The organism is Butyrivibrio sp. ob235, from assembly GCF_900109475.1.
Taxonomy (GTDB): Bacteria; Bacillota; Clostridia; order Lachnospirales; family Lachnospiraceae; genus Butyrivibrio.
Genome location: NZ_FOBE01000001.1, coordinates 381,842 through 395,173, shown reverse-complemented (window position 1 = coordinate 395,173; position 13,332 = coordinate 381,842). Strand labels below are relative to the sequence as shown.

The window sequence follows — 13,332 nt, the reverse complement described above, 5'->3', positions numbered from 1 at the left end:
TTCATAAACTAAATATAAAATAATTCGAAATTATATCTAATCACGAACGAATTTTAGAATATTATGTGTCTATAATGACGAGTAAATATAAAAGAATTCTCCAATAATAAAGCGCCTTAGAGTAAAACATGTTATACTATTTTTATAAAAATGACTAATAAACGAACACCGCCTGGGGGGAAATCAATGATTCAAAAAGGCATGAACGTTTTTTCAAATATTTCTTCATTATCCGGGGGAGCGATTGCTGCGGTGGCAGCAAAAGCTGCTGCTTCGTCGCTACTTTTGCGCATTAGTTACGAGTCTATAGAATTTCATACTGATGATGGCAGACCGGTCAATGTTCCCGTTCGCTTTATTCCGCATCCTGAAAACCATGCGCTTCGTGAATTCTGTGTTGTTCTCGGCAATGTAAATATTCAGGGGCTTTCCGGTGCTTCGGAAGTTCATGTGACGGTTGAGCGTGTAAGGAAGATGACGGATATTCCGGATGATATATATATAAAACCGGAATATATTAATCTGTATCTTGATGGCGGAGAAGGTATAAGCAGGCTTACTGCTGCTGAGCATGGAGTACCTGCCGGATTTGCGAATATTGATAAGGAAGCGAGAGATGTAATTTTCGAGGCTGTTGCGGATGCGATCCATTTTGCGGATATAATGCCGCTTATAAAAATAACGGTTTCAGCCATATCGTATAATAACAGCTCATTGCAGTTTAGTATTACCGGGGGCAACGGTTCCGTTGCCAGAACTTCACAGGACGATGTTCTATCGGAAATCGCAGGTGCCATCCAGGAGCAATATGAATCCGGGATAAGGAATGTTATAGCGGTTCCGGGTAACGCAGGCCATAAATATATACAGGATAATACCCATATATCTATGGCGCACTGCATAAGATGCAGAAACTATATAGGTGACACGCTAGATATGGCAGCAATGGTTGGTATGGAAAATTTCCTGCTTGTCGGAAATGCTTCAAAGCTTATCAGACTGGCTGCGGGTATTATGGATACTCATACCTGGAATGCTGACGGAAGGCGAGAAGTATTTTCACTTCATACAGTATTAGCGGGGGGGACTATATCCCAGGCCAGAATCCTTCAGGATCTTGCAACCACGGATCAGATGCTCGCAAAGCTCACGGAATGGGGAATCCGTGATGCGGTAATGCAAAGTATCTGTGTGAAGATAGGTGATTATGTTCAGAACAGAATCGGCGGTAAAGCTATGAAGTTCGGAGTTATTCCGATTCATCAGGATTACGGCATTCTGGGACAGACTCCCGATATCGGAGATGTTATTGCATGTGTTAGCAGAGAACAGTTTGCACTATCTATAAAAAAATAAGGTTTTTTGATATAATATTTAATTATATATTTTAAGGAGATGGAAAAAGTTATGCGCAAAGTTATACTTACCGGCGATCGCCCGACGGGGAAGCTTCATGTCGGTCATTATGTCGGTTCACTCAGAAGGAGAGTGGAACTCCAGAATTCAGGGGAGTTTGATGATATTTTCATTATGATCGCGGATGCTCAGGCTCTTACAGACAATGCCGAGAATCCCGAGAAGGTGAGACAGAATGTTATTGAGGTTGCGCTCGATTATCTCGCGGTAGGTCTTGATCCCGCAAAGAGCACGCTTTTTGTACAGTCACAGATACCTGAACTTACAGAGCTTACATTCTATTACATGAATCTTGTTACAGTATCCAGACTTCAGAGAAATCCCACAGTAAAGTCTGAAATACAGATGAGAAATTTTGAAACAAGCATTCCGGTTGGATTTTTCACATATCCAATAAGCCAGGCTGCTGATATTACCGCATTTAAGGCTACAACTGTTCCCGTTGGAGAGGATCAGGAGCCAATGATTGAGCAGTGCAGAGAAATTGTAAGAAAATTCAATTCAGTATACGGTGAAGCGCTTGTTGAGCCGAACATCCTGCTTCCGGATAATGCAGCTTGTCTTCGTCTTCCGGGTACCGACGGAACAGCTAAGATGAGCAAATCACTTGGAAACTGTATTTACCTTTCAGAGTCACCGGAGATGATAAAGAAGAAGGTAATGGGAATGTTCACAGATCCCAATCACCTTCGCGTTGAGGATCCGGGCGAAGTTGAGAACAATCCGGTATTTATTTATCTTGATGCATTTGCAAAGGATGAGCATTTTGCTGAGTTTGCTCCCGATTATGCAAATCTCGATGAGATGAAGGCTCACTACAAGAGAGGCGGCCTTGGAGATGTTAAGGTTAAGAAGTTCCTTAACAATGTCCTCCAGTCCGAGCTTGAGCCTATCAGAAAGCGCAGAGAGGAATTCCAGAAGGATATTCCGTATGTATATGACGTTATCAAGAAGGGCTCGGAAGTTGCAGAAGAGGTTGCAGCACAGACTCTCAGTGACGTTAAGAAGGCTATGAAAATCGATTATTTCTCAGATGAAGAGCTTATAGCTATGCAGTCTGCGAAATATCAGGTGACAGAAGACTGATCGCCTGTTAATAAAAAATCTTCCAAATGATGGAGGCACTACATGAAGAACATTCTATTTGTTGCATCAGAAGGCGTACCATTTATTAAAACCGGCGGACTTGCAGATGTTGTTGGCTCTCTGCCCAAGGACATTGATAAGAAGTATTTCGATGTCAGAGTTATCCTCCCGAAATATACCTGTATGGCACAGGAGATGAAGGATAAGCTCGAATATGTTTCGAATTTTTACATGGATTTTCACTGGAAGAGCGAGTATGTGGGAATCTTTTATGCTGAGGTTGAAGGCATAAAGTACTACTTTATAGATAATGAGTATTTCTTTAACGGAATGGCTCCCTATAGCGGAGATGTTATCTGGGAGATTGAGAAGTTTGCATATTTCAGCAAGGCTGCGCTTTCAATTCTTCCGGTTATAGGATTCAGACCTGATATAATTCATTGCCACGACTGGCAGACAGGTCTTATCCCGGTTTACCTTAAGGAGAGATTCCAGGGTAATGAATTTTTCCGTGGCATAAAGTCTATAATGACAATTCATAACCTGAAATTCCAGGGTAAATGGGATGCAAAGGATGTTCAGGATATCACAGGACTTCCGGATTATTACTTCACACCCGATAAGCTTGGATATTACAAGGATGCAAACCTGCTTAAGGGCGGTATCGTATATGCTGATGCGATCACAACCGTCAGCAGTACTTATGCTGAAGAAATTAAAACCGAGTTTTACGGAGAAGGTCTAGATGGGCTATTGAGAGCCAGAACCAATGACCTTCGCGGTATTGTCAATGGTATTGATTATACGGAATTCAATCCCGAGACAGATAAGTTCCTGGATTATCCTTATAATGCAATCAATTTCCGCAAGGAGAAGGTGAAGAATAAGAGAGCACTCCAGAGAGAGCTTGGACTTCCCGAGGATGATAAGACAATGTTGATCGGTATTATTTCAAGACTTACCGATCAGAAGGGCTTTGACCTTATAGCTTATGTTCTGGATGAGCTCTGTCAGGATGCAATTCAGATAGTTGTTCTCGGAACAGGTGAAGAACAGTATGAGAATATGTTCCGTCACTTTGCATGGAAGTTCCCGGAAAAGGTTTCTGCGAATATTTTTTATTCCAATCCTTTGTCACATAAGATTTATGCAGCATCTGATGCTTTCCTTATGCCTTCGCTGTTTGAGCCCTGCGGACTTTCACAGCTGATGGCGCTTAGATATGGTTCTATTCCGATTGTCAGACAGACCGGAGGACTTACCGATACCGTTGAGCCTTACAATCAGTATGAGAGCAAGGGTACAGGCTTCGGCTTCCTTAACTACAATGCGCATGAGATGATGCGTACTGTTCGCGAAGCTGAGAGAGTATACTATGATAACAAGCGTGAATGGAACAAGATGATTGATCGTGCAATGGCTGCCAACTTCTCATGGGAGGTTTCGGCATCCAAATATCAGGAGATGTACGATTGGCTTAGACCGTAATAATATGAGCAAAAAGAAAAACATGATTGTGCAGGGAAGTGTCCTTGCAACTGCCGGAATAATATCAAGAATTATCGGTCTATTATACCGTGCTCCTCTTACCGGAATTATTGGTGATGAGGGCAATGGATATTACAGTACGGCTTACAATATTTATTCAATTGTATTGTTGATTTCGGCGTACAGCATACCTTCTGCCATGAGTAAAATCATATCGCAGAAGCTTGCTGTACACGAGTATCGCAACGCACAGCGGATTTTTCACTGTGCGCTTATTTATGTGTGCGTAGTCGGTGGGATTGGAAGTCTTTTTGTCTTCTTTGGGGCGCCGTTTCTTGTAGACGGATATTCAATTCCGGTTCTCAGGTTTTTTGCACCTGTAATTTTAATATTCGGACCTCTTGGAGTTTTGCGAGGATACTTTCAGGCTCACAGAACGATGGTGCCAACAAGTGTATCGCAGCTAGTTGAGCAATTTTTGAATGCTTTTGTTTCTGTGGGAGCAGCTTATTTTCTTGTGAAATTTGCTATTTCGAAAGGAAGCGATGATTCTACCAGAGCCATGTATGGTGCAATAGGAAGCTCACTTGGAACAGGGTCCGGTGTGGTTATAGCACTGATATTTATGTATTTTGTATACAGTATCAATAAGGATTATATAAACAGAAAAGTAATTCATGATCATCATGAGGATATGCAGTATAAAGAGATATTCAGACTGATTATTATGATAGTTACGCCTTTTATTTTGAGTACTGCTATATATAATTTATCAACTACAATGAATTCCACGCTTTTTTCAAAGATAATGACCTATAGCAAGAATATTCCTCACAATGAGGTAGTCACTAGATATGGCGTTTTTTCACAAAAAGCGGTGGTGATAGCAAATTTCCCGATATCGATCGCGGCAGCTACTGCGGCAACAATTATGCCGAGCATATCAACTTACTTTGCGCAAAAGAACTATGAAAGAACAGAAGCGCTTGTTGAGAAGGTATATCGTATGATCAATATGATAGCTATTCCTTCCGCAGTTGGACTTTTTGCCCTTGCTGATCCTATAATTATGCTTCTGTTTCCGCAAAGGGCGACTATACATGAGGCTGGATTTTTAATGCAGATGCTTGCTGTTACTGTTGTTTTTTATTCGCTATCAACAGTTAGCAATGCAATTTTGCAAGGTATAGGAAGGGTGAACGCACCGGTTTTAAATGCTACCTTTGCTCTTATTGTTCAGACGGCACTGCTTGTGGTACTCCTTCTTTTCACAAATCTTGGAAATAAGGCTCTTGCTATCGTGACTATAACTTATTCATTTTTGATGTGTGTTTTGAATGAACATTCAATTTCAAAAGTGCTTAACGTTAAACAGGATATTATGAAGATGTATCTGCTCCCTGCAGGGGTATCTGCCGTAATGGGAACAGTTGCGTGGGGAGTGTATGAGCTGTTTAAGCTCTTATTCGAAAAGTTTATTTCACGTGACTATTTTGTAAACCTATTTGCTGTTATGATTGCTGTTTTTGTAGCAGTAATTATATATGCAGTAGGAATGGTAAGAACGAATGCGGTTACTGAAGAAGAGCTTAAATCCTTCCCTAAGGGTCATACATTGGTAGGGCTTCTGAAGAAGGTACATATTATGAAAAGTTAATCCCTTTTCCAAAAGGGGAAGGCTATAGATCTGTACGATCGGTATAAATACCTGAGATTCCTTCGCTCAGGTATTTTTTTATTTGTTCATCATCATTAACCGTATGTACAAAAAGCGGAGTATTTGTCTTTTGCATTATATTCATGAATTCCTGATCTTCAGTGAGGTCAATATGAAAAGTAAAACCAACAAGAGGCTTTTTGGCAGCGCGAAGAAGTGCCTCCTCTGTGCGTTCTGAATCCTCAGTCTCATACAAGGTATAAATGATATAAGGGAAACCGGCTTTTTTTACTGCATCATATTCTGACGCATGATATATCTGAACGACAAATCTGTCTGTGAGATCGGGATAGGAAGAGGCTATCATTTTATATGTTTCAATATTTGTTTCTTTTGTATCAGTGACAACAACCATATCCGTATATTCACGCATATAATTTGCGATGTCTTCAAAAGTAAGAACAGTGAATTTATCCAGTATTTTGCACTGAAGATAATTTGAAAGCGTCGGAGCTTCACCGGGAGTCATCTGTTTGCCGTCAAGGTAGAGATCCCCCCAGGCCTTACCGCAGACAAGGTTGCCATCACTGGTGTAATGAAAATCAACCTCGATAATTCTGTTTCCTGCTAAGAGACTGTTTTCAAGAGCTTCCTTTGAATTCGTATAATCGTATAAAGTGCCTTCATCATCACTTACAAAACCACAGGCATGGATTATATATTTATTCTCTGAAAAAATACTGCGCATGGCTTCTATGTTGTCAGGAACCTTGCTTGAAGAACATGCAGATATAAAAAGTGACATGGTAACTGCCATGATAAGTACGATATTCAGCTTCATTTTTTTGAATGATGTAATGAACATAAGTAATGAATCCTTATAGTTTGTTAGGCCTTATTATGCTAAAATAGTATAGTTTGGTGAAATCAAAAATAATTATAACATTTAAGGAACAGTCGTGAAGAAAAGAAATATAATAAAATACCTGTTTTTAACATTATTATTATCAATACCGTTTTTACTCTTGTTTACATCTCTTTGGTTTTTCAATACCTGGAATACCATGACAGTGAACGAGCTTGTTTTCAATGTAAAGATGTCTTTGTCGGGCGCGTCACATGCTATGATAAAACTTTTTATTATGAGAGCATTTCTGCCAACATGTGTGGCAGCACTTATAATCTTTTTATTTCTGCTACTTGCAAAAGATGCATTTAAAGGTAAAAAGACACTGGTTGCAATTGGAACATCTGTCATAGCACTCGTGGCAGCTATGTCTTATACGTGGATTCAGCTGGATATGACTTCATATATTGATCAGCAGCTGCATGCATCCACCTTTATTAAGGACAATTACGTGGATCCCAATTCCGTAAACATCGATTTCCCTGAAAAGAAGAGAAATCTGGTTTACATCTACCTCGAATCCACTGAAGTTACAGACAGCGATTCTGAGCATGGCGGAGCTTTTGAAAAGAGTCGAATTCCTGAGCTTACGGACCTGGCACTTTTGCATGAGTTTTTCGGAGATGGTTCAGATAAGCTTAACGGCGGTTTTTCCATGCCCGGAACCGATTGGACAATGGGTGCTATTTTTGCTCAGTCCACAGGACTTCCTCTACAGATAAGCATTGATGCAAACAGCATGTCGGAGCAGGAGACATTCTTCCCGACTGTAAGGGCAATAGGTGATATTTTAAAGGATGAGGGCTATCATCAGGAATACCTTTGCGGTTCAAATGCCAGTTTTGGTGGAAGAGAGCTCTTCTTTAAGACGCACGGTGATTATGGCATAGTTGACTATCCTTATGCCAAGGATCAGGGCTGGATACCCCAGGATTACGGTGTATGGTGGGGCTTTGAGGATGAGAAACTCTACGAATATGCTAAAAATCGTCTCAGCGAGCTGTCAAAATCGGATGAACCTTTCAATCTGACACTTCTTACCGTTGATACTCATTTTGAGGATGGTTATGTCTGCAGATTGTGTGAAGATGAGTTTGAGGATCAGTATTCCAACGTATTTGCATGTGCAAGCAGACAGGCTACAGAGTTTGTAAACTGGATAAAAGAGCAGGATTTCTATGAAAATACTACCATAGTTCTTGTTGGCGACCATCCTACAATGGATGCTGATTTTTGTGCGGAAATACCTGAGGATTATACGAGAAAGGTATACACCTGTATTATTAATCCCGGTGCATCAAGGGATGGTGCAGACCAGAGAGAATATACAACCTTCGATATGTTCCCGACAACGGTTGCAGCTTTAGGCGCATCTATTGAGGGTGACAGGCTTGGACTTGGAGCAAATCTGTTTTCAAGTGAGCAGACTCTTCTTGAAAAATATGGAATGGAACTTGAAGAGAGCGAGCTGAACAGAAAGTCTCACTTTATGAATGAACTTGCCGGAATAACCGATGAAATGGCGATGGAACAAAATTATGAGGGAGCGTCTGCAAATTGCAGCATCGAAGAGCAGGGAGATATAGTTAAAGTAACAGTAAGTGACATTACGGGAGTTGTTGAAAAAATCGAGGGTATTCAGGTCGATGTAAGGAAGGATGGAAATTACGACAGCCTTATGACCTATAACATGGTTTTAAACGAGGATGGATCATATTCTGTAGATATACCTGCAAGTGAGATAAATCCCGGTGATACAGACTTCAATATTATTTGTAAAGGGGCTCTTGGCTCTGATATTAGTCTCTTTTCACAAAGAGGTGATATGCACCTTAAACAGACTGACCTGCAGGAGTATCTCGAAGCTTTGAAAGCGTATGCAGAGAGTGGTGAATATACTGTATTTATCACGACCAGGAAGAGCGGCGCTATGAGACTTACGGATGACAACATTGCAGCGTTAAAAGCTCTCGGCATAAGCGATGATATTCCAAAAGGACAGGATGTCACTATAGTTGCAGCAATTAACAGCGAGCTGAACGACAGCCATGCTACCAAAGAAAACCAAAATATCAAGGGTACTGCATCTGATAACGTATCCTATCATTTAAAGGGAAGCTGGGATAGTTTTAAGGATAAAGATTTCCTTCTCGAAATTAATGATGAAAATATAATGATTGAGCGAAAGGGATTGCATTTCGCCGTAGTAAATAATTCAACCGGAAGAGTGGCCGATTATGTAAACTTCGACCTACTTGATAAGGAATGCAGGAGATATTAAAAATGGCATTCGATGGAATTACAGTCGCCAACATAGTGCGCGACATAAAAAAAGAACTTACAGGCGGTCGTATTTACAAGATCGCCCAGACAGAAAAAGATGAGCTTTTAATAACGGTAAGGAAGGCTGTGGAAAACGGTGGCGGTCAGAGACGACTTTTTATGTCTTCTGATGCTTCACTTCCGCTTGTCTATATGACTGATGAGAATAAGCAGAGTCCTATGACAGCACCGAATTTCTGCATGCTTCTGAGGAAACATATTCAAAACGGCAAGATAATAGATGTATTTCAGCCTGAGTTTGAGAGAATCATCAGAATTGAGATCGAACACCTGGACGAGATGGGAGATCTTCGCCATAAGACTCTGCTTATGGAGCTTATGGGAAAATACAGCAACATTATTTTTGTAGATGAGGATAATAAGATCATTGATTCAATCAAGCATATTCCTTCATCGGTGAGCTCTGTTCGGGAGGTGCTTCCGGGACGGGATTATTTTGTGCCTGTAACCCAGGATAAACTTAATCCTCTGAAAGTAACCAAGGATGAGTTTATGAGTCTTGTTCCTTCAAAAGGGCAGCCTGTTTTCAAGGCTCTCTATGAGAGCTTCACAGGCCTTTCACCTGTTGTTTCAAGAGAAATATGCTATAGGGCTGATATTGATTCTGATAAATCTGCTATTGCGCTTGAGAACGATGAATGTGTCAGACTGTGGGATGCTTTTGATAAGGTTATGACAGGGATCAGGAATGATGAATTTGCTCCCGAACTGATTTATATTAACGACAAGCCTAAGGAATATGCAGCAATTCCGCTTACCATGTATCATGAAGGTGCGGATTCTTCTTACAAAGAATATGAGGAGATATCGACACTTTTACTGGACTTTTATTCTGAGAAAAATACTGTTACAAGGATCAGACAAAAATCTTCAGACCTCAGAAAATTGGTAGCAACTGCTCTTGAGAGAAATATCAGAACGCTCGATCTTCAGACCAATCAGCTCCGCGACACCGAGAAGAAGGATAAATACAGGATTTACGGCGAACTTCTTACAGTATATGGCTACAGTGCTGAGCCTGATGCCACGTCGATAACGGTTAATGATTACAATACCGGAAAAGATGTCAAGATAACTCTTGATCCTACACTTACTATTGCTCAGAACGCCAAGAAATATTTTGATAAGTATACAAAGATGAAGAGAACTGCCGAGGCGCTTGAGATTCAGATGAAGGAAGTTTCAGAGACAGTTTCTCATCTGGAATCCATTGCTGCTTCTCTTGATATCGCAAGGCAGGAAGAGGATCTTACGGATATCAGAAGAGAGCTTGTAGAGGGCGGATATATAAAGGGTAATGCAGCTGACAGGATAAACGGAAAAGGAAAAAACGGTAAGAACAACCGTGGCCGAAATTCCAAGAGTAAGCCCTTCCACTATATCAGTAGCGACGGTTTCCATATCTATGTAGGGAAAAACAACTACCAGAACGATGAGCTTACTTTCAAGATGGCCAACGGTGGAGACTGGTGGTTCCACGCAAAGGGCATACCCGGGTCTCACGTTGTTCTCATCACCGAAGGAAAAGAAGTGCCGGACAGAACTTTCGAGGAGGCTGCATCCCTTGCGGCTTATTATTCAAAGGGCAAGGAACAGGACAAGGTCGAGATTGACTACTTAAAGCGCAAGGATGTCAAAAAGCCGGGAGGCGCAAAGCCCGGATTTGTCGTATATTACACCAATTATTCAATGGTTATAGGTACTGATATTTCCGCGCTTAAGGAAATTGATTAAGATTAAAAATAAAACGTAACAATTTTTTTGGTAATTCGTCATGAAAAATTGTTACGTTTTTTTTGTTCTTTTCATGATTTAATTTTTTGATATAGTGTTATAATTTTGTTGTCACGATTTTATTTTTTAGGAGGGTATGAAGAAAGTGTTATATCAATCAAAGTCTCACTTTGAGGGCAAAAAAATTGCTCTCAGAATCTTTACGTTACTCATTTTTACGCCTATGTTGGCAATTTTATTTGGCTTCACTTCGAAAGCGGCGTCATATTCATCGGATTGGCGTGATTGGAGACAGAAGCAGTCTGATTATGCCACCATGAGAAGTGGCGGTTGCAGAATTGTTTCTTATGCAAAATTACTGAAAGCTACAGGGCTTGTTACAGATCCAAACTTTAATCCTGATGAATTATTTAGATGGTGTGCGGCTAATGGTAAGGTTGCCTCATTAGGGAATGTTACAGAGCAGGGTACTCCCGGTGAAATCCCGATTTTGTATGCAAAAAAAGTTTTGGGAAAGACTATTACACAGAAAAAAGATGGTGTTATGTTAAGCGGTGACAATGCAACAAGAAGAAACACTGCTATAAATTATAGTAAGCAAGGGTATTATGTAATTGTATGTGGCCCGAATCACTTTTCATATGTTGATGAAGAAAGAACAAGATCAACCGGTAATCTGTGGGTAGATGATTCCGGGTATGGTGTTACTCAAGTTGGCGACACGATATGTGGATATAGTTTACAGAAATATCAAAGGATCAGAATCTTTACAGCTGAGGCTCCCACACCTCAACCCGATCCTGAACCAACTCCGTCTACACCTACAGGAAGTAGAATGGCATCAGGCTATAGCAGGACTTTGCCTGATGGCGATTATATTATAGCCAATGCAGCAAATCAGAAATACTATCTTGATATAGAAGGTAGCAGTTATCCGGCTACTGAATTTCAAAATGTACATCTTTGGCATGAGGATAATCTGAGTCTTAATGATTATGATGTTTGGCATCTAAAATATGAGAATGGATTTTATACTATAACTCAATATGACACAGGTATGGCACTTGATGTTTATTATCAAGGTCTTGAAAGCGGTACAAATGTAGATGTTTATTATAATTATGAAGACAACGATGCTCAGCTGTTTGCTATTTCTGCAAACGGTAGAAATGGCTATAGAATTCAGGCCAGATGCAACGGATATTCTCTGGATATAGAAAACGGAAATATTGCGGATAACTCAAATGTAAGAACCTGTTCCAATAACAATTCTGATGCACAGTCATGGGTGTTTATACCCTACAAACCTGCCCAGCCAATTAGTAATGGCAGATATATTATTACCAGTGCACTGAATAGCAACCTGGAATTGGATGTTGCCGGAGATACAGCTAATATAGCTAATGCTACAAATGTTCAGATTTGGGATGATTCATGTCAGAGTAAATATAATTCATTTGACGTAGAAAAGCTTAATAACGGTTATTATAAGCTTACAAATGCAGCCTCAGGAAAAGTGCTTGATTTATATGGTGGAGGTACACAATATAATTCCAATATATGCGTTCATGATGCAAATGGTAGCCTGGCACAGCAGTGGGCAATAATTCCCGCAGGAAGTGGCTATGCACTTGTTCCAAGATGTAGCGGAATGGCAATGGATGTGGTTAATTCATCCAAAAGTAACGGGGCGAATGTTCAGCAGAGGCCATTTAACGGGAATAATATACAGGCAAACCAGACATGGAATTTTGCTGTTGCCGAGCACACAATAAAGTATGATGCCAATGGTGGTAATAATGCGCCGGCTTCCCAGATAAAATACTATAGAAATGCTCTTACTATCACAAATGATATACCAACTAGAAGCGGTTATAAATTCGCAGGTTGGAAAGTTAGTAAGGCAACTAATAATATTATAGTTAAGCCCGGTGAGTTATTAAAAATCGATATGAATATGATTCTGTATGCTCATTGGGAAAGCACAGGAAATAATGAGACCGGTGAGAAAAGTACAGAGGAAATAAAGCCGGGTAAGGATGAATCCGGTGAAGGCAAGAAAACAGAAGGAAAAGATACAAAGCCTTCTGATAAGGTTGAAACTAAGCAGGCAAAGCCTGAGGTAGGTGATACGGTTGTTGATGAGGAATCAAATGCTTATTACCTTGTATTACAGACAGGTGTAAATTCAAATGCTGTTATTTATGTAAAGTCTAAGAACAGCAGTGACAAGAACGTTACAATTCCTGCAGACATAACAGTTGATGACGTAAACTATATGGTTTATGCGATTGCTCCAAATGCGTTTAAGAACAATACCAAGTTAAGGTCAGTTACTATTGAGAAAAACATATTATCAATCGGTAAAAACGCATTTTATGGATGCAAAAACCTTAAGAATATAAGAATTAAGACAACTAGTCTTTCCAAGAATACGGTTGGTAAGAATGCGTTTAAGGGTATTAATACCAAAGCAAAAGTAAAGGTTCCTAAGAGTAAATTAAAGAGTTATACAAAAGTATTGAAAGCCAGAGGAATCTCAGGTAAAAAGCAGACAATCACAAAATAATCTCTTTTAAATCTGAAAAACAGAAATTAAGAAAGACAGTGGAATCAATTTTCACTGTCTTTCTTAATGACAATAATAATATGCGTTTAAGCTTGAAATCATTGACTAAAACTGCTGTTTCATCATATTATA

8 protein-coding genes are annotated in these 13,332 nt (G+C 40.0%); 7 read left to right on the top strand and 1 reads right to left on the bottom strand.

Translation table 11 applies throughout. The annotated features are described in order from the left end of the window. Positions 1-186 precede the first annotated feature (186 nt). From BMW61_RS01665 to BMW61_RS01650, 4 genes are read left to right on the top strand one after another with little or no spacing between them, the layout of a single operon-like run. Positions 187-1,356, top strand: coding sequence for a cobalt-precorrin-5B (C(1))-methyltransferase (locus BMW61_RS01665; protein ID WP_026497445.1), 1,170 nt, complete (start codon positions 187-189; stop codon positions 1,354-1,356). Positions 1,357-1,407: 51 nt separating this feature from the next. Next, positions 1,408-2,502, top strand: a complete 1,095-nt coding sequence (gene trpS, locus BMW61_RS01660; protein WP_022760079.1) for a tryptophan--tRNA ligase — start codon at positions 1,408-1,410, stop codon at positions 2,500-2,502. Positions 2,503-2,544: 42 nt separating this feature from the next. Beyond that, positions 2,545-3,990, top strand: a complete 1,446-nt coding sequence (glgA, locus tag BMW61_RS01655) for a glycogen synthase GlgA (protein WP_022760078.1) — start codon at positions 2,545-2,547, stop codon at positions 3,988-3,990. Positions 3,991-3,994: 4 nt separating this feature from the next. Continuing rightward, a complete protein-coding gene (locus BMW61_RS01650; protein WP_026497446.1) occupies positions 3,995-5,647 on the top strand; it encodes a putative polysaccharide biosynthesis protein in 1,653 nt (550 codons plus the stop codon). A gap of 22 nt (positions 5,648-5,669) precedes the next feature. Here the strand turns inward: BMW61_RS01650 and BMW61_RS01645 are convergent, their stop codons facing one another. Further along, a complete protein-coding gene (locus tag BMW61_RS01645) occupies positions 5,670-6,512 on the bottom strand; it encodes a glycerophosphodiester phosphodiesterase family protein (RefSeq protein ID WP_091819501.1) in 843 nt (280 codons plus the stop codon). Positions 6,513-6,606: 94 nt separating this feature from the next. On the opposite strand from BMW61_RS01645, the gene BMW61_RS01640 reads away from it, so the two are divergent. The 3 genes from BMW61_RS01640 (at position 6,607) to BMW61_RS01630 (ending at position 13,200) form a co-directional block, all read left to right on the top strand. Further along, positions 6,607-8,835 (top strand): LTA synthase family protein, encoded by a 2,229-nt coding sequence (locus BMW61_RS01640; protein WP_139176164.1) that lies wholly within the window; start codon positions 6,607-6,609, stop codon positions 8,833-8,835. A 2-nt stretch (positions 8,836-8,837) separates the two neighbouring features. Beyond that, positions 8,838-10,631 carry an Rqc2 family fibronectin-binding protein gene (locus tag BMW61_RS01635; protein ID WP_091819498.1) on the top strand — a complete coding sequence of 598 codons (1,794 nt, stop codon included), beginning with the start codon at positions 8,838-8,840 and terminating at the stop codon, positions 10,629-10,631. 136 nt (positions 10,632-10,767) lie between these two features. Continuing rightward, positions 10,768-13,200, top strand: coding sequence for an RICIN domain-containing protein (locus tag BMW61_RS01630; RefSeq protein ID WP_091819497.1), 2,433 nt, complete (start codon positions 10,768-10,770; stop codon positions 13,198-13,200). Positions 13,201-13,332 lie beyond the last annotated feature (132 nt).